This is a genomic window from Streptomyces sp. NPDC002328, from assembly GCF_042890065.1.
In the GTDB taxonomy this organism is placed as follows: Bacteria; Actinomycetota; Actinomycetes; order Streptomycetales; family Streptomycetaceae; genus Streptomyces.
The window spans coordinates 64,850-85,409 of the sequence record NZ_JBIARQ010000023.1; the positions used below are offsets into that span (position 1 = coordinate 64,850).

The window sequence follows — 20,560 nt, forward strand, 5'->3', positions numbered from 1 at the left end:
TTCCTTCCCAATAGATGGATCAGATGCGGGACGACGCCTCGGCGAGGGTGCCGGCGATGATCGCGGCGATACGGTCGAGGACGGCGCGGTCGCTGATCAGCGGGGGCGCTATCTGGACCAGCGGCGCGGAGCGGTTGTAGACGCGGGCCAGCAGCCCGGCTTCACGCAGCCGACGCGGGATCAGGTCGCCGATCAGGGCGGCTCGGGCCTTGGCGCTGAAAGCGCCGTCATCGAGGTCGCCGACGAGTTCGCAGGAGTAGAAGAACCCGGTGCCGCGGACGTCACCGACGATCGGCAGGTCCTTGAGGGCCGCCATGCGTTTGCCCAGGTCGCCCTGGAGACGGCGGACGTTGTCCAGGACGCGGTCGCGATCCATGATCTCCAGGTTGCGCAGGGCGATGGCCGTGCTCAGCGGGTGCCCGGCGAAGGTGTAGCCGTGGTTGAGGACCGCACCGGGCCGGTTGATGACCTCGGTGATCTTGGCGCCGACCAGGGTCGCGCCCAGGGGGGCGTATCCGGCGGTGATGCCCTTGGCGACGGTGACCATGTCCGGGCGGGCGCCGTAGCGGTCCCCGCCGAACCACTCGCCGATCCGGCCGAAGGCCGTGATGACCTCGTCGGCGACGAGCAGGAAGCCGTACCGGTCGGCCAGCGCCCGCAACCCCTGCCAGTAACCCTGGGGCGGGGTGATGCAGCCGCCCCGGTTCTGCACCGGCTCGGCGATGAGCATCGCGACGGTCTCGGGGCCCTCGGTCAGGATCGCGGCCTCCAACTCCGCGAGCAGCCAAGCCGTGTACACCTCGTCGTCCGCGAACTCCGGTGCGAGACCGCAGCGGTTGGTGTTCGACACGAACCGGGTGTCGATCGCCGGCGGGCCGTACGGCTCCGTCAGGCCGGGGTCGTCGTTGAACGACAGGGTGCCGATGGTCAGGCCGTGGTAGGCGCCGCGCCGGGCGATCGCTTTGGTGCGGCCCGGCTCGCCGCGCAGGGTGTGGTAGCGGCGGGCTATCTTCCAGGCGGTTTCGACGGCTTCGGCGCCGCCGCTCGAGAAGAAGGTGTGCTCGATGCCGACGGGGGCGATCCAGGACAGTCGCTCGGCGAGTTCGATGGCCGAGGGGTGAGCGGACCCGGTCCACAGCGGGCTGTAGCACAGCTCGCGCAGTTGCCGTTCGGCTGCCTCGGCGAACTCGCCGCCGTAGGAGTAACCGAGCTGGCAGCAGTACAGCCCCGACAGGCCGTCGATGTATCGCCTGCCGTCCGCGGCGTGGACGTACGGACCCTCCCCCCGCTGGACTACAAGGAGGTTTTCGCCCTCGTCACCGAGCGATCCGTTGGCGGTCATGTGCAGCAGCAGGTGCCGTTGAGCGGTGGCCGCGGTCAGCTGAGCGGCGGCGGTGGTGGTCATACGGCCTCGCCTCCGGGGTTGGCGACGCCGACGGTGTTCTCGACGGAGAGCAGAGAGTCCTGTCGTCCGGAGCCGAGCCAGCGGACCAGGGCGACCAGGCCCAGGGCGACGACGGCGAAGGCGATGAGAATCGCGCTGACCGCGGTCACGCTCGGGTCGATCTCGAAGGTGAGGGAGTTGTAGACCTGCACCGGCAGAGTCACGGTGTCGACCGAGGACAGGAACTGGGAGATGTAGAACTCGTCGAAGCTGGTGATGAAAGAGAAGATCGCAGCCGCGATCATCCCGGGTGCAGCCAGCGGGAAGGTGATGCGCCGGGCGATGGTCAGGCGGCCGGCGCCCATGCTCGCCGCAGCGTCCTCCAGCCGTTCGTCGATGCCCCGCAGGGTCGCGATCAGGATCAGCACCGCGATCGGTGCGGCCAGCACGGTGTGGCCGAGAGCGATGGCGATGGGGCTGCCCAGCATCGCGGCCGGCTCGAAGAGCAGGAACAAGCCGAGTGCGGTGACGATCTGGGGGATGACCAGCGGCCCGAGCACGAGGGCGAAGACCGCGGAGCGCAGCGGGAGTTCGCTGCGGACCAGGGCGGTCGCCGCGGTGACGCCGATGATCAGGGAGAACACGGTGCTCAGGGCGGCGATCAGGGCGCTCAGGGACAGGGCGGCGGGCCATTTGCTGCCGTCGGCGAACAGGGCCTTGTACCAGTTCAGCGTCCATGCCTCGGGTGGGAAGGAGGCGAAGGCGTTGTTGCTGAAGGAGGTGACGAGGATGACGACGATCGGCAGCGCGAGGAAGAGGAGGATGACGGTGGCCACGGCTGTGAGGGCGATGCGGCCGCTGAGGGACTTGCGCAGTTCCATCATGTCGCGCTCCTCTTCTTACGGCTGGCACCGAGCGAGGTCACGGCTTTGACCAGGAGCAGTCCGGCCAGGGTGAGGACCAGCAGGATGACTCCTTGCGCGGCCGCTCCGTTCCACTGGTTCTCCTTGGTGACCTGCTGGTTGATGAGGGTGGCGATCATCGTCTGGTTGGGGCCGCCCATCAGGGCGGGGGTGATGTAGTAGCCCAGCGAGAGGATGAAGCTGAGCAGTCCGGCGCTGGCCAGGCCCGGCGCGACCAGCGGCAGATAGATGCGGCGGAAGATGGTCACCTTGCCCGCGCCCATGCTGGACGCGGCCGCGAGCAGACGGCGGTCCACCCCGCGCATCACCCCGTACAGGAGGAGCACGGTGTAGGGGAGCATCATCGAGGTGGTGCCGATGACGACGCCGAGTTCGTTGTAGAGCAGCGGGAAGGGTGCTCCGGGAACCGACAGGCTGGTCAAAGTCTCGTTCACCAGGCCCTTGTCGCCGAGCATGATGATCCAGCCGTAGGTGCGCACCAGGGCGCTGACGAAGTGCGGGACGACCACGACCAGCATCGCCAGGCCCGCGAGGATGGGCTTGAGCCGGCAGATCGCCTGGGCCAGCACGAACCCGAACACCAGGCTGAGGATTGCCGTTTCGGCGGAGATCCGCAGGGTGGTGAACAGCACCGACAGGTTCACGCCGGTGAGGGCGTCGGCGTACCAGTGCAGCGTGAAGGAGCCGTCGGCGTCCTTCAGGCTCAGCAGCAGGGTGGAGAAGATCGGGTAGACGAACAACACCAGCAGATAGACGACAACCGGCAGCGCGTACAGGATCCCGACCCGCGTCCTGCGCGAGGCCAACAGCTTGCGGGGACGGGCGGGAGCCCCCGCGGTGAGGGTGGCGGCCATGACTCACCCGCCCTGTTCGTCAGCGAAGAGGTTGACGTCCTCGGGATCCGCACCGAGACCGACCCGCTCACCCGCGACCGGGCCCCGGCCTGCGGGTACCTCCAGGCGCAGCAGCGGCCCCTGACCTCCGTCGATGCGTACGCCGGCGCGGACGAGGGTGCCGACATAGGTGGCGGTCTCGACCGTGCCGGTACAGAACCCGTCATCGGCGGCACACGCACGCAGCCGACCCGGCTGCACAGCGACCTTGACCTCGGTACCGGAGGGCAGCCGGTGACGGCGCGCCTTCAGCAGAGTGCCGCTGGCATCCAGGCGGACCAGGGTGTGCTCGTCGGTGTGCTGTTCGATGCGGCCGGGCAGGAAGTTGGCCGCACCGAGGAAGTCCGCCACGAACGACGTCCTCGGCCGTTCGAACAGCTCCCTCGGAGTGTCGAACTGCTCGATCAGACCGTTGCGCATGACCGCGATACGGTCGGACATGACCAGCGCCTCCTCCTGATCATGCGTCACATAGATGACGGTCAGGCCGAGTTCCTGCTGGATGGTCTTGATCTCGACCTGGAGCTGGTCGCGGAGCTTCTTGTCCAGGGCGCCCAGCGGCTCGTCCATGAGGATCACCGGGGGGCGGTAGACCAGCGCCCGGCACAGGGCGACACGCTGCTGCTGACCACCGGACAGCTCACGCGGCCTACGGCCGCCGAACCGGGACAGGCCCGCGATCTCCAGGGTCTCCCCGACCCGGCGGCGGATCTCGTCCTTGCCCACCCCGCGCAGGGTGAGCGGGAAGGCGACGTTCTCCTGCACGGTCATGTGCGGGAAGAGCAGGTACTGCTGGAAGACGAAGCCCAGGCCCCGCTTCTGCGGGGCAAGACGGGTGACGTCCCGGCCGCCGACGGTGATGGTGCCGGAGTCGGGTTCGCAGAACCCGGCGATCATCATCAGCGTCGTGGTCTTGCCCGACCCGGAGGAGCCGAGGAAGGTGACGAACTCCCCGGCCGCGATCTCCATCGACGCCTCGTCGACGGCGACCACATCACCATAGGTCTTGCGCAGGGCCACCACCGACAGCGATTTACCGGTCGCGGTGGCCGGCTTGTCACCGGCCACCTCCACCGACGGTACGGCGATACCGAATTCAGCCACGAGCCCACTCCAACCAGCGCTTGGTGACGGCCGACTCGTTCTTCAGCCACCAGTCGACATCCGCGTCGAAACCCTTGTCGTAGTACTGCGGCGCACCCGCGAGCGCGTTGCGCTCGTCCTCGGTGAGCTCGGCGTAAGCAAGCGGGGAAGCCGGGTTCAACGGGAAGGCCTTGGCCAGGTCGGCCTGGATCTCAGAACGCAGCGCGAAGTCCGTGAGCTGGTAGGCGGCGTCCACATTCGCCGCGCCCTTGGCGATGGCGTAGCCCGAGAACTGGCGGCGCATGCCGTTGAGCTGCCTCTCGACCGGTACGCCCTGCTTCTGTAGATCAGCGATCCGGCCGTCCCAGACGGTGGACATCGTCACCTCCTGACGGCTGAGCAGCACACCGGGCAGCGGGCCGCTGTCCCAGAACTTCTTGATGTCGCCCCGCAGCCGCGTCAGCACCTTGAAAGCACGGTCCACATCCAGCGGGTACAGCTTGTCCATCGGCACGCCGTCGGCCAGCAGCGCGAACTCCAGCTCCGGCAGGTCGCCGTCCGGATTGCACATCGCACGGCCGCCCTGGAACGCCTTGGTGTCCCAGAAGTCCGCCCATGACTCGGGCTTCTTGCCGCCGAAGGCATCGGTGCGGTACGCGATGCACTGGCCGTAGAAGCCGTAGCCGATGGCATGGTCGGTGATCTGGTTCTCGGGGATCTTCGCGCTCTTCACGCTCTTGAGCCGGTCGAGGTCCAGCGCCTCCAGCGCGTCCTGCTTGACGTACTTGGTGTGCGACATCATCGAGTTGTTGATCAGGTCGCACTGCGGGCGGCCCTGCTTGATCTGCGCCAGCAGCGGGGCGTCGTCCAGGTTCAGCACCTTCACCTGGATGCCGGTCTCCTGCGTGAACGGCGTGTAGATCGCCTTCTGCAGAGCCGCGCCGTAGGAACCGCCGCTGTCACGGACGACCACCGTCTTGCCGCCCTCACCTCCGCTGCCGGACGACACACGGCTGGTGCCGGTACCACAGGCGGAGAGGGTGGTCGCGGCGGCGACACCCGCAGTGACCCCGCCTATTCCTCGCAGGAACAGTCTGCGGTCTATTCGGGCATCTTTCATTTGGTGCCTCCTGGTGGTACTGGCCGTGAGAAGGGGCGGCTTGGGGACGTGGGAAGGGGGGCGGCTGAAATGGGGGGTCTACGGGCGGGGATCCGTCTCATCGGATCCGGCACCGAGGCCGGGGGCCCGGAGGGTGTCGGCCCGCGCGGCCGTGTCGGGGTCCCACGGGACGGCGAGGGCGGCGAGTTCCTTGCCAGGGGCGACGGTGAGGCCGTGCATGCCGTAGAAGATCCGTCCGCCGGCCGGAGCGTGGACGGTGTGCTCCGTGCCGTCGACCGGGTCGACGATGCGGCCGAGGAGGTCGCCTTCGGCGACTTCGCCGATGACGTCGGCGTCGAAGGAGAACTCTGGGTACCACAGGCCGGTGGCCCCGGCGGTGACGCCGGCGGACCAGACCCACTCGCGGATCGGTGCCGGAGCGGAGTCGTCCTGGTCGAGGACGCCCAGATGGCGAAGTGCGGTCAGCAGGCCGTCGACGCGGCGGAGGGCGGTGGCCTCGTCCCGCTGGCCGAGCTGGCCCACCTCGACGAGGACCGCCGAGATGCCCCGGCGGGCGGCGGCCGCGTGGCTGTTGCCTCCCTCGGGCGTCAGCCCGAGGATGACGTCCTCGATGCCGAAGGAGCCCGCCAGTTCGGCCGTCGCCTTGTCCAGGTCAGGGTCACCGGTGAGGCGGTAGCCGACGAAGTCCCGCAGGACCTGGTCGATGCCGCCGCAGTGCAGGTCGATGTAGACGTCGGCGGCGTCGAGCAGGTGGGTGAAGAGCCAGGCGGCCAGCCGCTCGGTGGGGCCGCCGGCCGGGTCGCCGGGGAAGACGCGGTTGAGGTTGACGCCGTCGACCGGGGAGATGTTGAGCCGGCCCTGGTACACGGCGGGCGGGTTGGCGACCGGACAGATGATCACCTGTCCGTGCACCTCGTCGGGTCCCAGCCCGTCCGCGAGTCGCACGGCGGCGTCGATGGGCGGGAACTCGCCGCCGTGCACACCCGCGGTGATGACGACCCGGGGGCCGGGGCGGGTCCCGTTGACGAGGGTCAGCGGAATGTCCGCGGTGCAAGTGCCCAGGTCGGCGCGGACGGTGCCGCGGGCCTTGGTTCCCGGCTCGGCGACCAGGGTGCCGACGGAGAGGGTGGTGTCGTTCATGGTCATGCCTCCGTACGGCCGACGGTGGAGAGGAAGTCGATGGGCCGGGGCGAGGCGCCGTCCAGCGCGAGGTCCGCGGCGATGTCGCCGAAGGCGGGCGAGAGCTTGAAGCCGTGGCCGGAGAATCCGGCGAGCAGGATGACGTTCTCGGCGCCGGGCAGCGGGCCGACCAGGGGGCGGCTGCTCTCGGTGTAGCCCTCCATGTAGACGGAGAGGCGGGTGGGGTCCGGGTGCAGGTCGGGCAGGTAACGCCCGATCAGCTCGGAGAAGACCTCCAGCTCGTCCGGGCGCACGGTGCGGTCCAATCGGTTGGGGTCGTCGGCGAGCCGGTGCAGCGCGCGGGACAGTCCGAGCTTGACGGAGATGCCGTCCGGGGAGGGCAGGCCGTAGCAGTGGGTGGGTGCCGTGCGGATGAACGCCGGGCGCTCCTCGCCGAACCAGGCGTCGGGGGCGGTGGGCACGTACCAGGCGCTGACGAGACGGCGGACCTCCACCTCCCAGGGCAGGTCGGGCAGCAGGTCGTTGACCCAGGGGCCGGGCGTGACGACGGCGGTGTCGAAGCGCTCGCTGCCGGAGTCGGTGCGGATCTCCACTCCGCCCGCGACGGGGACGATCTCGCGGACCGTGCTGTAGCGGTGGATCACGGCACCCAGTTGCTCGGCGCGGCGGGCGGCGGTCTGGATCGTCAACTCCGGGCGGATGAACCCGGCACGGCGGTCGAGCACGGCCGCGTCGCCGTCCTCGATGCGGTACTGCGGGAAGCGCTTGGCGAGCGTCTCGGCGTCCAGCACCTCGTGGTCGAGGTCGTGCTCGGCGATGGACTGAAGGACGGTGGCCATCTGCTGGTGATCGGTCGGCCCCATGAGCAGGCACCCGGTCAGGCGGCGCAGCTCGCGGCCGGTCTCCTGCTGGAGCTGCTCCCAGAGGGCGTCGGCGTGCTTGAGGAGCGGGACGTACCGGGAGTCCTCGAAGTGGGCGCTGCGGAAGATGCGGGTCTCGCCGCCGGCGGCGCTGCGGTCGTGGCCGGGTGCGTAGCGGTCGTAACCGACGACCTCGGCGCCGCGTGCCGCCAGCCGCCAGGCGGCCTGGCTGCCCATCGTTCCGACGCCGACCACCGCGACGCGCTTCCTGGCAGCTGACACAGGACTTTCCTTTCGTATCGCCGAGGCGCATGCTGAGCCTTCGACGTGAGGATGTTCGATTCGAGATGGTTTGGGGCGGGAGCCAGGCCCCCTCGTGGGCCTGCGGCTCGCAACCGCCGCGTCTCGCAGTCCGGCTCACTTCCGGGGGACCCCTCGAAAGACCGTGCCACTATGTGGAATGCTGTGCTAGAATCTGGCACAGAGAATGACAGCGGCTTCAGGGAGGAGTCAAGAGGGTGTCCAGCGGAAATTTCGAGGATTAACAGGGGGAAACCGGATGGAAATGAAGAGCGTCACCAGGTCGCTGCGCGTCCTGGAGGCGGTCGCCCAGCATCAGCCCGTGACCGTGGGGGAGTTGACGAAGCTCTTCGGACTGCCGAAGTCCACCGTGCAGCGCACCCTGGTCACACTGGCGGAAGCCGGCTGGCTACGCGCCAACCGCAAGGACACCACCCGCTGGGAGATCGGCGCCCGCGTCCTGGCCGTACGACCCGCCGCCCTACAGGGCTCCAGCCTGTTCGCCGCCGCACGCGAACCCATGGTTCGCCTTCGGGACGCGGTGAACGAGACCATCCACCTGTCGGTGCCGGACGCCCTACAGGGCATGGTCGTCGTCGACCGCGTCGACTGCGACCACGCCGTACGCACCTTCCACACGATCGGCGACACCTCGCCCCTGCACGCCACCGCCGTCGGGCGCGCCACTCTCGCCCACCTTCCGAAGCGCGACGTCGAAGACCTCATCGCGGCGGGACTGGAGCGGTACAGCGACACGACTCCCGTCGAGCCCGACGAACTGCGCGCCGAACTGGACCGGATCCGCACCGACGGCTACGCGGTCAACCGCAACCAGTACCGGCCGGGCGTCTGCGCCGTCGCCGCTGCCGTGCTCGACGAGGACGGCACCCCGCTGGCAGCCGTGGCCGTCTCCATGCCCGAGGCGCGGTACGACGGTGAACGTGCAGCCAAGTGGGGCCGTCTCGTCGCCGACACAGCCGCGGAGATCTCACAGCGCCGTCTGGGCGCCTGAACGGCAGACGACGGCCCGCAAGCCGTCGACCGAGGGCCGGCCGCACGCGTCAGCGCGCGAGCCGGCCCTCAGTCGTGTGTCACGGCAGCCACCGCCCCGCGCCCGGCCGGGGGAAGGCCGGACACAGGGCAGCCGCACCACGCGGCCCGGCAGACATGCCGCATTGTGGAATGCTATGCTAGAATCCGGCATGGATCGTGATCGTGACTCCGTGCTGGAGTCACGAAATGAGAACCGGGAACCCACAGGGCTGAGGGGGCATCGGATGGAGATGAAGAGCGTCACCAGGTCGCTACGGGTCCTGGAGGCGGTCGCCCGACATCAACCCGTGACGGTCGGGGAGTTGACGAAAATCTTCGGGCTGCCGAAGTCCACCGTGCAGCGCACCCTGGTCACCCTCAACGAGGCGGGCTGGCTGCGGGCGAACCGCAAGGACACCACCCGCTGGGAGATCGGCGCCCGCGTCCTGGCCGTACGCCCGGCCGCCCTGAAGGGCTCCGGCCTGTTCGCCGCCGCGCGTGGACCCATGATCCGGCTCCGCGACGAGCTGAACGAGACCATCCACCTGTCGGTGCCGGACGCCCTGCACGGCATGGTCGTCGTCGACCGCGTCGACTGCGACCACGCCGTACGCACCTTCCACACGATCGGCGACACCTCGCCCCTGCACGCCACCGCCGCCGGGAACGCCGTCCTCGCCCATCTGGGGAAGTCCGAGATAGACGAGGTCACCGCAGTGACGCTGGAGGGTTACGGCGAGGAGACCATCACCGACCCGGGGCAACTGCGCGCGGAGCTCCGCTGCGTGAGAGAGCGTGGCTACGCCGTCAACCACAACCAGTACCTCCAGGGTGTCTGCGCCATCGCGGCACCCGTGCTCGACGGTGAGGGCACACCGCTGGCCGCCGTGGCCGTCTCCCTGCCCGACTCCCGTTTCGAGCCCGACCGGCTGCCCGAGCTGGGTCGGCTGGTCGCCGAGACGGCGGCGGAGATCACCGCCCGGCACCTGGCCTGACGACGGTCCCAGCGGCTCTGTGCGCGGTTGAGCAACACATCACTTCACGATCACGTAGATCTTGCGCACGGTTTCGACGGTCTTCCAGACACCGACGAAGCCCGGCTTCATGACGAAGCTGTCGCCTGCCTTGTAGACCACCGGCTCGCCACCATCCGGCGTGAGTTCGACGATGCCGGCGAGGATATGGCAGAACTCGAAGGTCTCGCCCTTGATCGAGCGCGTCTCGCCAGGCGTCGCTTCCCAGACTCCCGTATGGATCATCTCCCCGCGGGCGATGTCCTGGGGCCAGGTCATGAACGCGGGGTCGCCGGAAACCAGACGTTCCGGGAGCGGGCCGGATGCGTGCGGCGCGAAGGACGGATGGGTGTCGATGGTCTTCAAGAACGACATGTTCTTCCTTTCCTGGGCGGGAGATGTGCCGGAGGCGCTGATGGGCATGACGACGGTCAGCTCACGGGCACCGCGAGGTACTGGTAGTCCAGGAACTCGTCGATCCCCACCCGGCCGCCCTCGCGGCCCAGCCCCGACTGCTTGACGCCGCCGAAGGGTGCGGCCGGGTTGGACACCAGACCCGTGTTCAGCCCCACCATGCCCACCTCCAGCCGCTCACTCACTCGCAGGGCACGGTCGAGGCCCTCGGTGAAGACGTAGCCGACCAGGCCCCAGGGGGTGTCGTTGGCCCGGCGGATCACCTCGTCCTCGTCGTCGAAGGTGAGGATCGCGGCGACGGGGCCGAAGATCTCCGTGTCCATCAGGCGGCTGCCGGGATCGACGTCGGCCAGCACGGTCGGTGGGTAGAAGCAGCCGGGGCCTTCGGGTGTACGGCCTCCGACGAGCACCTGCGCCCCGCGCTCCACCGCGTCGGCGACCAACTCCTCCACCTTGGCGCGCCCCGTCCTGTCGATCAGCGGGCCGACATCGACGCCGTCCCGGGTGCCCGGACCTACGATCAGCGAGCCCATGCGCTCGGCCAGACGCCGCCCGAACTCCTCCGCCACGGAGCGGTGCACGAAGAAGCGGTTGGCGGCCGTGCACGCCTCGCCCATGTTGCGCATCTTGGCGACCATCGCGCCGTCGACGGCCTTGTCCAGGTCGGCGTCCTCGAAGACGATGAACGGCGCGTTCCCGCCCAGCTCCATCGAAGTTCGTACGACCGCCTCCGCGCTCTGGGCGAGGAGCAGCTGTCCGACGGCCGTGGAGCCGGTGAAGGAAAGCTTGCGCATCCGCCCGCCGCGCAGGAGCGGTTCGCACACCTCCCCCGCACGGGAGGTGGTGACGACGTTCAGTACGCCGTCCGGCAGCCCGGCCTCCTTGAGGATCGCGGCGAGGGCGAGGCTGGACAGGGGGGTCTGCGGGGCGGGCTTGAGGACCATCGTGCAGCCGGCGGCGACCGCAGGACCGATCTTGCGGGTGCCCATGGCCAGCGGGAAGTTCCACGGAGTGATCAGCAGGCAGGGGCCGACCGGGCGGCGGGAGAGCAGCATGCGGTTGCGGCCGTCCGGCAACGTGGCGAGGCCGCCGTCGATGCGCACGGCCTCCTCGGAGAACCAGCGGAAGAACTCGGCCGCGTACGCCACCTCTCCCCTGGCCTCGGCGAGCGGCTTGCCCATCTCGGACGTCATGAGATGGGCGAGTTCGTCGGTGCGCTCGAGGATGATCTCGTAGGCGCGGCGCAGGATCTCGCTGCGCACCCGGGGCGCGGTACGCGCCCACTCCTCCTGCGCCTGAACGGCCGCTTCCTCGGCAAGCTTGGCGTCCTTCGCGCCCGCGTCGGCAACGTGGCAGAGGACCTCGCCGGTGGCAGGGTCGTCGACGGGCATGGTGGCACCGTCCGCGGCGTCCACCCAGGCGCCACCGATGAACAACTGCGTGGGTGTGTCGGTCATGAGGTCTCTCCTGGTTGTCCGGGTCGGTCGGCGGCAGGGTCGAGCAGTTCCGCGAGGTGCAGGGCGCGGATGCCCCTGTCTCCGGCGAGATGGTCGATCTGGGTGGCACAGCTGAAGCCGTCGGCCACGACGACTGCCGGTGTCCGCGGGTCGACGTCGTCGAGGCGGGGCCTCAGGGCGAGGCCGGCGACGGCCATCGAGGTGTCGTAGTGCTGTTCCTCGAAGCCGAAGTTGCCGGCGAGTCCGCAGCAGCCCTCGGCCTCGTCGACCTTCGTCACGCCGAGGCGGCCGAGCAGGTCGCGGGGGTGGTGGCCCTTGAAGGTGGCGTACTCGTGGCAGTGGGTCTGCAACACGACATTGTCCGGCAGCTCCGGTGGCGCCCAGCCGGGTGCGGCGAGGTCGGTCAGGGCACCGGTGAGGGTGTGGACGCGGGCCGCGACGCGCCGGGCGGCGTCGGTGCCGAGGAGTTCGGGCACGTCACGCTTGAGCGCTGCGGCGCAGCTGGGTTCGGCCACGACGATGGGCCGGTCGTCGCCGTTGTCCAGGCGGGCGACCGTGCGGGCCATGATGCGGCGCGCGAGCGACAGCTGGCCGGTGCTCACCCAGGTCAGGCCGCAGCACAGGTCGTCCTGTGCTGTGCAGGGAAGGCCGGCGTCGGCGAGTACGCGGCTCGCCGACCCGGCCACCTCGGGGCGGAAGGCGCGAGTGAAGCTGTCCACGAACAGCAGCGTCTTCGCCGGCTCGCCGGTCCTCGCCGTGCCCAAGGACTTGCGCAGCGCGTGCCGGGAGGCGAAGGCGGGGATCCGGCGCTTCGTGGTCACGCCGCCGAGGCGCGCGAGCAGCTTCCCGAGGGGGCCGCGCAGCAACGCGTTCACCGGGCGGGCCGCGTACCCGACGAGCTTGGACGTCAGGGGCAGCCAGCCCAGGGAGTAGTGGGAGCGGGGTCTGACTCTGCCCTTGTAGTGCTGGTGCAGGAACTCCGCCTTGTACGTGGCCATGTCGACGCCGACCGGACAGTCGCTGGAACAGGCCTTGCAGGACAGGCACAGGTCGAGGGCGTCACGCACCTCCGTGGAGCGCCAGCCGTCCTGGACGGTCCCGCCCCGCACCATCTCCTGGAGCAGACGGGCCCGGCCCCGCGTCGAGTCGTTCTCCTCCCCCGTGGCCCGGTAGCTGGGACACATCACGCCACCGACGTCGCTGCGGCAGCGGCCGACCCCGACACAGCGGCGTACCGCTCCCGCGAAACCGTCCTCGTCGTGGGGGAAGGAGAACAGCGTCTCGACGGGCAGCAGCACCTCGGCGGGCGTGTGCAGCGCCAGGTCGGCGTCGAGGGAGGCCGGGGCCACGATGACGCCCGGGTTGAGCAGCCCCTCGGGGTCGAAGATCTCCTTGAAGCCGGCGAATGCCCGGATCAGCCGGTGGCTGTACATGACCTCCAGCAGCTCGCCCCGGGCCCGCCCGTCGCCGTGCTCGCCCGACAGGCTTCCGCCGTGCCCGACGACCAGGGCGGCGGCCTCCGTCAGGAACCGGCGGGTGGCGGCCCGTCCACTGTCCGTGGCGAGGTCGAAGTCGATGCGCACATGGACGCATCCCGCGCCGAAGTGCCCGTACAGCACGCCCGTCAGGCCGTGCGCGGCCAGCAGCTTGCGGAAGTCGCGCAGGTAGGAGGCCAGGTCCACGGGCGCGACCGCCGCGTCCTCCCAGCCCGGCCAGGACTCCCCGCCGTCGACCAGACGGGCGGCGAGCCCGGCCCCGTCCTCGCGGACCCGCCACAGCGAGCGCCGTTCGGCCGGACTGTGCACGACCCGCCCACCGGTCATCCGGCCCCGTGCTTCGAGCACGTCCAGCAGTTCGCCGGCGCGGGCGTCGACGGCCGCCTGATCGTCACCGTCGAGTTCGACGTACAGCCAGGCACGGCCCTCGGGGAGTCCGGTGACGGAGTCCGGGCCGCGCCGGGCGCGCATGGTGGCGACGATCGCCTCGTCCATGCCCTCCACGGCGGTGGGATTCCAGCGCAGGATCTCCGGGACGTCCTCGGCGGCGTCGACCACGTCGTCGTAGCCGAGGGTGAGGAGGGTGGAAGCCTGTGCGGTCGCCACCAGGCGGACCGTCGCGGCGGTGACGACCGCACAGGAGCCTTCGGTGCCCACCAGTGCGCGGGCCATGTCGAAGCCGTGCTCGGGCAGCAGGTGGTGCAGCTGGTAGCCGGAGACCTGGCGCGGTACCCGGCCCAGCTCGGTGCGGATCGACGCCAGGTCGCCGTCGATCAGGCGGCGCACGTCCGCTTCCAGAGCGGCGACCCGCTGGACGGCATCCGTGTCGTACGGGTCGGCGGCCCGCAGTCCGGTCCGATCGGCGACGGCCCTCACGCCGTCGGCCGTCACGATCTCCAGCGCCTCGATGTGCCCGCTCGTGCGCCCGTGCCGCACGGACCGGTTGCCGCACGCGTCGTTGCCGATCATGCCGCCGATGGTGCAGCGGCTGTGCGAGGAGGGGTCGGGGCCGAAGGTGAGGCCGTGCAGGGCGGCCGCGGAACGCAGCGCGTCCAGGATCACGCCGGCCTCGACGCGCGCGGTGAGGGTCACCGGGTCGATGTCCAGGATCCGGTTCATGTACCGGGAGAAGTCCAGCACGACGCCGGGTCCGACGGCGTTGCCCGCCATGCTGGTGCCGCCGCCGCGTGCGGTGACCGGGACGCCTGTCTCCCGGCAGGCCCGCAGCACCGCGACGACGTCGTCGGCGCTGCGGGGAAACACCACGGCCCGCGGCGGGACCCGGTAGTTGGAGGCATCGTAGGCGTAGAGGCCGGTGGAGCCCGGACCGGTCTCCACCCGCAGGCCGGGAGCGGTCTCGGCGAGCCGTACGACCAGCGGCTCCAGGGCCGTGGTGGTGTCGTTCATCGCCGTGCCGCTCCCGATGTCCCGGCCTCGACCGCGGTCGCCCACGCCTGGAGGCCCTCGTCCACGGCCGTCTCGTCGATGACGAGTGCCGGAATCATGCGGACGACCTGGTTCCAGGCGCCGCACAGCAGCAGGAGCAAGCCCTCCTCGACGGCGGCGCGCTGGACGCGGGCGGCGGTCTCGGGGTCGGGGCTGCCGTCCTCGGTGACGAACTCCGTGGCGAGCATGAGGCCGAGGCCGCGCACGTCGCCGATGCCCGGCGTCCGGTCGGCGATCGCCTCCAGGCCCTGGCGCAGCCGCTTGCCCATCGCCTCGGCGTTCTCGACGAGCTTCTCGTCGCGGACGACGTCGAGGGTGGCGCAGGCCGCTGCGCAGGCAACGGCGTTGGCGCCGTATGTGCCGCCCTGCGAGCCGGGCCACGCCTTGGCCATCAGCTCCTCGGAGGCGGCGATGCCGGACAGCGGGAAGCCGCTGGCCAGGCCCTTGGCGGTGACGAGGATGTCGGGTGTGACGCCGAAATGGTCGTGGCCCCAGAAGCGGCCGGTACGGCCGACGCCGGTCTGCACCTCGTCGGCGATCAGCAGGAAGCCGTGCCGGTCCGCCCGCTCCCGCAGCCCTTCCATGAACGCGCGGTTGGCGGGCACGTACCCGCCCTCACCGAGCACCGGCTCGACGATGATCGCGGCCGTGTCGGCGGGCGAGGAAATCGTCTGGAGGGTGTAGTCCAGCTCCTTCAGGGCGAAGCGGGTGGCGGTCTCCTCGTCCCAGCCGTACCGGTAGGCGGACGGGAAGGGAGTGACGACCACGCCGCTCATCAGCGGGGAGAAACCGGAGCGGAAACGGGTGCCGGAGGTCGTCATGGCGGCGGCTGCGACGGTACGGCCGTGGAAGCCGCCGTGGCAGACGATGACGTTCGGCCGACCGGTGGCCTGGCGGGCCAGGCGCAGCGCGGCCTCGACGGCCTCGCTGCCGGAATTGGTGAAGAACAGGCTGTCCAGACCCGCGGGCAGCACCTCACCGAGCTTTTCGACGAGGTGGCGCAGCGGCTCGTGCATGACCGTCGTGTACTGGCCGTGGATCAGCGTGCCCACCTGCTCCTGGGCCGCCGCGACGACCTTGGGGTGGCAGTGCCCGGTGCTGGTGACGCCGATGCCGGCGGTGAAGTCGAGGTAGCGGCGGCCGTCCTGGTCGAAGAGGTGGACGCCCTCGCCCCGGGCCGCCACCACGGGCGTGGCCTGGCGAAGGTGCGGCGACAGTGCGGTCATGTTCGTCTCCCGGCCTCGGTGTTCGCTCTACAGCGGTCTCCCGAGCATCTCCGCGGACGGGGGGTGCGCCAACCTGCGATCTGTCCGGCCGGGCCGCGACATCCGGACGATGTGTCAGCCTCCTCGAAGGCATGCCGGGTGCCCTTCGCTCACGGACCGCACTTGCGCTGGTCAGCGACGCTTGTCACAGTGGCCGGGCACTCCCGGGCGCTGGGCCGTGCTCGGCAGGGACCCCATGGAGACATGTGAACGACAACCACCCGGCCGACCATGGGCCCACCCGTGCGCTCACCGTGGCCGACGTCCTGGCCCTTCCGGTCCTGGCCGCGGGACAACCCCGAGTCGTCACCGGTATGACCGACCTGGACCGGCCGGTCAGGTGGGTCCACATCACCGAACTGACCGACCCCGCGTCCTTCCTCAAGGGCGGCGAACTCGTCCTCACGACCGGCATGCCGCTTCCGGAGGACGCGGCCGGTGTCCGCCGGTACGTGGACGAACTCGCCGGCATCGGGGCCGCGGCGCTGGTCATCGAACTCGTACGCCGCTATCACCGCCCGCCGGACGCGCTCGTCGACGCCTGCCGCCGGCGCGGCCTCCCCCTCGTCACCCTCGCCAAGGACGTCAACTTTCTGGAGGTCACCCAGGTCGTGCACACCCTGCTGCTCGGCAACCAGGCGGACGCGATGCGCCGCGCCCAGCGCATCCACGAGGCGTTCACCGCCCTGACCCTGCGCGGCGCCGGCCCGGAGGACGTGGTGCGTGCGGCGGCGGAGATGTGCGGCCGCACGGTCGTCCTGGAGAACCTGGTGCACCAGGCCCTGATCTGCGAACCGTCCGGGCTCACCGTCGAGGAGGCACTCGCCGAGTGGGAACAGCGCTCCAGGGCGACCGGGCCCGGCGACAACGCGGCGATACGCGGCCCGGAAGGCTGGCTCACCGCCTCCGTCGAGTACCAGGGCGAGCGCTGGGGTCGCGTGGCCATGCTCCCGGCGCGCACCGACGGACCGGCGTTCGGGCCGGAGGACATCACCCTGCTGGAGAGGACCGCGATGGCACTGACCGTCGCGCGCCTGATCCACCCCACCCCATGGGAACGCACCGCACACCGGAACGCCCTGCTCGACCTCGTGGAACAGCGCCACCGCTCCGCGGAGGACGCCCGCGCCCGCTGCGCCGCACTGGGCCTGCCGACTGATCGAAGCCATTTCGTCGCCGCCCTGGTGGAGCTGCGCGCAGAGAAGCGGGGAGCCGAGACCGAGTCCCGTCTGCTTCAGGAGCTGAGAACGGCAGGCGTCCCGGCTCTCGTCGGCGAACTGGCCCCCGACCGCCTCGGCATTCTGCTGGCTCTGCGCACCTCCCAGCCCTGGCGTCCCATCGTGGAGCGCCTGTCCGGCACGGTACTGGGCCTGGCCCCGGAAGCAGTCGTGAGTGTCGGCTCCGAGGTCACGGACCTCACCGACACCGCCCGCTCGTTCCGTGCAGCGGCCCGCGTCGCCGAGGCCACCCCGCCCGGTCAGCCCCTCCCCCCGGACCGCTCCTTCCACGAGCTGTCCGACATCGGTCTGCGCCGCCTGCTGTACGCGCTCCGTGAGGACGCCCGGATCCAGGAGTACACCGAACGGCAGCTCCGGCGCCTCATCGACCACGACACCCAGCACGGCACCGACCTGCTGACGACCCTGCGCCACTATCTCGACGCGGCCGGCAACAAGACGACCGCCGCCCGCCGGGGCGGCCTCTCCCGCGAGACCATGTACCAGCGCCTGCGCACCATCGAGCGTCTCCTCGCCCGTGACCTCGAATCGGGCGACCAGCGCACCGAGCTCCACGTGGCACTCACGGCACTCGACGTGTTGCGAGCCGACTGACGCGGAGTCCCGGTGCGGCTGATGGCAGGGACGCTCAGTCCTCGTAGCGCGACTCGATCGTGGTCGGCCAGGTGCCCGTGCGGTCGTGGTCGCCGCCCCGTACCGGGGGCCGACACGAGCAGCGCGCCGCCGTGGACGTCGGCGTAGCCGAACCGGACCCCGGCTCACCGCTCGTTTCGGCGGACCGGGACCGTCTCCCACCGGACGTGACATGACCGGCGCCGGGCGCGTGCTTGCCGCCCGACGCCAGGACAGCCGTCCGCGGCGACGGCCCTCGCCGCGGACGGCACCGAAAAGACAGTCACTTCGGTGCACTCCCTGTGACAGCGCAGGCAGTGCCGTTGAGGGTGCAGGAGGTCGGCGGGGCGGTGTTGCCGGTGTGGGCTGCCTGGAAGCCGAGGTCGGCCGAAGCGCCTGGAACGAGGGCGGCGTTGTGGGAGGCGTTCCTGGCCGTCACCCGGCCGGAGGCGGCCGAGTAGTCCGCGTTCCAGCCGGAGGTGATGGTCTGGCCATCGGGCAGGGTGAAGGCAAGGGACCAGCCGTCGATCGGGGTCGTGCCGGTGTTGGCGATGGTGATGTTCGACGTCAGGCCGGTGTTCCAGGCGCTGACGGTGCTGGTGATCCGGCAGGACGCCGTCCCCGGCGCCGGGTTGGAGGTCTGGAACTGTGTGAAGAACTTCCAGACCTCCTGCGGCAGCCAGGTCCTGGAGCCGCTGTCACCGGCGGCCCCGTCCTGCGGAGCGGCGATGTGACCTTCGTCGAACGCGGCCCAGGCGACCGGACGCCCTGCGGAGCAGCCCGCGTAGTGGCCATGCGCCGGCAGGACTCCCTCAGACGCGGGTCCACTTCTGGTTGGCCTGGCCGTCGCAGGTCCTCAGGACCAGAGGGGTCCCGTTGGCGGTGCCGGCCCCATTGGCGGCGAGGCACAGTCCGGCGTGGACGTTGCGGATCGACCCGTCGGAGTTCACGGTCCACTTCTGGTTGTTCTGGCCGTTGCAGGGCCAGGTGATGACCCGGGTGCCGTTGGTGGTGCCCTGGTTGTAGGCGTCCAGGCATTTGTCGCCGTAGACGCGGAGCTCGCCGCCGGCCCAGGTGGTCCACAGCTGGTTGGCGGCGGTGTGGCAGTCCCAGATCAGTGCCGTGGTACCGGCCGCGGTGGAGGCACGGTCGACGTCCAGGCAGCGGCCGGATCCGTTGCCGCGCAGGCGTGCGGTGGTGGAGGCCAGTGGGCTGCCGCCGGTCATCTTGAACACGGCGACACCGTGCGCGGGGACACTCGCCGAGATCTGGCCGGAGGTGCTGGATGGGCCGCCGGTCCACAGGTCGGTGAGGGTGAACGCCCCTCCGGCGAGGCCGACCTGGGCGGCCGTGGTGGTGACCGTCGCGGTGTTGCCGCCCCGGTTGAACAGGCCCACGGCGACCGAGCCGTCGGACAGGGGCTTGGCGAACACCTCGGTGTCGCCGTCGTCGCGCACGCGGCGTCCGCCCGCGCCCAGCGAGTCCTGGTTCACCGCCAGCAGGCGGGGGTTGCGCAGGATCGCGCTCACGTCGGCGGACATGGTCCGGATGTCGTTGCCTGCCATGAGCGGGGCACTCATCAGCGCCCACAGGGCGAAGTGGGAGCGGGACTCGGTCAGTGACAGGCCGGGACGGCCGACGACGAGCATGTCGGGGTCGTTCCAGTGTCCCGGGCCCGACTGGGCGGCCAGGGGGGCGGTGATGTCCAGGACGTTGCCGACGCCCATCGGGTAGCTGTTGGTGTTGTTGTTCTGCCAGATGTCGAGCAGGTCCTCGGTGGTGCGCCACAGGTCGGCGACCTCGCCCCAGTTGTGCTTGTCGCCGGTGGGGGCGTGGAAGCTGTTGGGGTTGATGCTGTAGACGATCGGCCGGCCGGTGGCGCGCAGGGCGTCGCGCATGAGGGTGAACTGTGCGATCTGCTCGGTGAGGGTGCCGTTGCCGGAGCACCAGTCGTACTTGAGGTAGTCGACGCCCCATGAGGCGAACGAGGCGGCGTCCTGGGCCTCGTGGCCCTTGCTGCCCGTGGAGCCGGGGTAGGTGCCCACGCCCTGCGCGCAGGTTTTCTCGCCCGGTGCCTGGTAGATGCCGAACTTCAGGCCCTTGCCGTGGATGTAGTCCCCGAGTGCCTTCATCCCGCTGGGAAACTTGGTCGGGTTGGCCCGCAGGTTGCCCGCCGCGTCGCGCTGCGGGTCGAACCAGCAGTCGTCGACGACGACGTACCGGTAGCCGGCGTCCTTCATGCCCGAGGACACCATCGCGTCGGCAGCCCCGCGGACCTGCGCCTCGGTGATCCCGCACCCGAAACTGTTCCAGCTGTTCCAGCCCAGCGGAGGGGTGAGCGCCGGGCTGCCCGGCGCAGCCTCAGCGGTCGTGCCGGCCGAGGCGGTGACGCAGGCACTGAGCGTCAGCGCAGTGGCCGCGAGGAGGCGGAGCAGCCGTCCGCCTGATCGTCTGGGCACCAAGGGGCTCCTCAGAGGGAAGGGCGCCATGGACGGGCGCCTCGAAGACAAATGTCACGTCCATGACACGAGTGGAGGGACAAGGGCGGTTCGAAGTTTCGTGAACCATTCGGAAAGTCAAGGCTTCACGGATATTAGAGAGACCATCGAGCAAGTCAACACCCACCGCCGAACAACCCTTCACAATGCAACAGTAGAGCCTGTGAAAAGCGGCATATCTGAACCATACCGACAGATGATCTTCTCTGACATGGGATCATCGGCTTCGAATGTTTCGAAGGTCACGACGATTCGTGCGAGAGGTATTGACGGGGTTCACCGGCCTCCTATCATCCAGGGTGCGCAACAAGTCGATCCATGTTCGACATCGCGTATACAGAGAGCCGCTCCGCACGAGCCGAGCAAGGCACCTCCGGGCAACTCCA

The 20,560-nt window shown here is 70.1% G+C and carries 15 protein-coding genes and 1 pseudogene; 3 read left to right on the plus strand and 13 right to left on the minus strand.

All coding sequences use genetic code 11. The annotated features are described in order from the left end of the window. Window positions 1-19: 19 nt before the first annotated feature. The 7 genes from ACFYX4_RS36020 to solA form a co-directional block, all read right to left on the minus strand. Entirely contained in the window at window positions 20-1,405 is a 1,386-nt protein-coding gene (locus ACFYX4_RS36020) for an aminotransferase class III-fold pyridoxal phosphate-dependent enzyme (RefSeq protein WP_389342822.1), read from the minus strand. After that, window positions 1,402-2,268: an ABC transporter permease gene (locus ACFYX4_RS36025; protein ID WP_389342825.1), complete on the minus strand. Its 867-nt coding sequence runs from the start codon at window positions 2,266-2,268 to the stop codon at window positions 1,402-1,404. The genes ACFYX4_RS36020 and ACFYX4_RS36025 overlap by 4 nt, the downstream gene beginning before the upstream one ends. Continuing rightward, window positions 2,265-3,161, minus strand: a complete 897-nt coding sequence (locus ACFYX4_RS36030) for an ABC transporter permease (RefSeq protein ID WP_389342828.1) — start codon at window positions 3,159-3,161, stop codon at window positions 2,265-2,267. The genes ACFYX4_RS36025 and ACFYX4_RS36030 overlap by 4 nt, the downstream gene beginning before the upstream one ends. Before the next feature lie 3 nt (window positions 3,162-3,164). Beyond that, window positions 3,165-4,304, minus strand: a complete 1,140-nt coding sequence (locus ACFYX4_RS36035) for an ABC transporter ATP-binding protein (protein WP_389342831.1) — start codon at window positions 4,302-4,304, stop codon at window positions 3,165-3,167. Next, complete coding sequence (locus ACFYX4_RS36040; RefSeq protein WP_389342834.1) at window positions 4,297-5,403, minus strand: extracellular solute-binding protein; 1,107 nt, start codon at window positions 5,401-5,403, stop codon at window positions 4,297-4,299. Before ACFYX4_RS36040 ends, ACFYX4_RS36035 begins: the two co-directional genes overlap by 8 nt. Window positions 5,404-5,481: 78 nt before the next feature. Continuing rightward, complete coding sequence (locus tag ACFYX4_RS36045) at window positions 5,482-6,543, minus strand: succinylglutamate desuccinylase/aspartoacylase family protein (RefSeq protein WP_389342837.1); 1,062 nt, start codon at window positions 6,541-6,543, stop codon at window positions 5,482-5,484. A 2-nt stretch (window positions 6,544-6,545) separates the two neighbouring features. Beyond that, window positions 6,546-7,685 (minus strand): N-methyl-L-tryptophan oxidase, encoded by a 1,140-nt coding sequence (gene solA, locus ACFYX4_RS36050; RefSeq protein ID WP_389342840.1) that lies wholly within the window; start codon window positions 7,683-7,685, stop codon window positions 6,546-6,548. Between the two features lie 283 nt (window positions 7,686-7,968). On the opposite strand from solA, the gene ACFYX4_RS36055 reads away from it, so the two are divergent. Continuing rightward, window positions 7,969-8,715, plus strand: coding sequence for an IclR family transcriptional regulator (locus tag ACFYX4_RS36055; protein ID WP_389342918.1), 747 nt, complete (start codon window positions 7,969-7,971; stop codon window positions 8,713-8,715). A 271-nt stretch (window positions 8,716-8,986) separates the two neighbouring features. Beyond that, the gene (locus ACFYX4_RS36060; RefSeq protein ID WP_389342921.1) at window positions 8,987-9,730 is read left to right on the plus strand and encodes an IclR family transcriptional regulator; all 744 of its coding nucleotides are present in this window, start codon (window positions 8,987-8,989) and stop codon (window positions 9,728-9,730) included. A 39-nt stretch (window positions 9,731-9,769) separates the two neighbouring features. On the opposite strand, the gene ACFYX4_RS36065 is transcribed toward ACFYX4_RS36060, so the two are convergent. Genes ACFYX4_RS36065 through ACFYX4_RS36080 form a run of 4 tightly spaced genes read right to left on the minus strand, consistent with a single transcriptional unit; the run spans window position 9,770 to window position 15,787 of the window. Then, complete coding sequence (locus ACFYX4_RS36065; protein WP_389342843.1) at window positions 9,770-10,123, minus strand: cupin domain-containing protein; 354 nt, start codon at window positions 10,121-10,123, stop codon at window positions 9,770-9,772. A 56-nt stretch (window positions 10,124-10,179) separates the two neighbouring features. Then, a complete protein-coding gene (locus ACFYX4_RS36070) occupies window positions 10,180-11,619 on the minus strand; it encodes an NAD-dependent succinate-semialdehyde dehydrogenase (protein ID WP_389342846.1) in 1,440 nt (479 codons plus the stop codon). Next, a complete protein-coding gene (locus ACFYX4_RS36075; RefSeq protein ID WP_389342849.1) occupies window positions 11,616-14,522 on the minus strand; it encodes an FAD-binding and (Fe-S)-binding domain-containing protein in 2,907 nt (968 codons plus the stop codon). The genes ACFYX4_RS36070 and ACFYX4_RS36075 overlap by 4 nt, the downstream gene beginning before the upstream one ends. Further along, entirely contained in the window at window positions 14,519-15,787 is a 1,269-nt protein-coding gene (locus ACFYX4_RS36080; RefSeq protein ID WP_389342852.1) for an aspartate aminotransferase family protein, read from the minus strand. Before ACFYX4_RS36080 ends, ACFYX4_RS36075 begins: the two co-directional genes overlap by 4 nt. 245 nt (window positions 15,788-16,032) lie before the next feature. On the opposite strand from ACFYX4_RS36080, the gene ACFYX4_RS36085 reads away from it, so the two are divergent. Further along, window positions 16,033-17,658 carry a PucR family transcriptional regulator gene (locus tag ACFYX4_RS36085; RefSeq protein WP_389342855.1) on the plus strand — a complete coding sequence of 542 codons (1,626 nt, stop codon included), beginning with the start codon at window positions 16,033-16,035 and terminating at the stop codon, window positions 17,656-17,658. Between the two features lie 301 nt (window positions 17,659-17,959). Here the strand turns inward: ACFYX4_RS36085 and ACFYX4_RS36090 are convergent. Continuing rightward, a pseudogene (locus ACFYX4_RS36090) lies at window positions 17,960-18,463 on the minus strand (cellulose binding domain-containing protein); the annotation flags it as partial. A gap of 25 nt (window positions 18,464-18,488) precedes the next feature. Then, entirely contained in the window at window positions 18,489-20,135 is a 1,647-nt protein-coding gene (locus tag ACFYX4_RS36095) for a glycoside hydrolase family 27 protein (RefSeq protein WP_389342858.1), read from the minus strand. Between the last annotated feature and the right edge of the window lie 425 nt (window positions 20,136-20,560).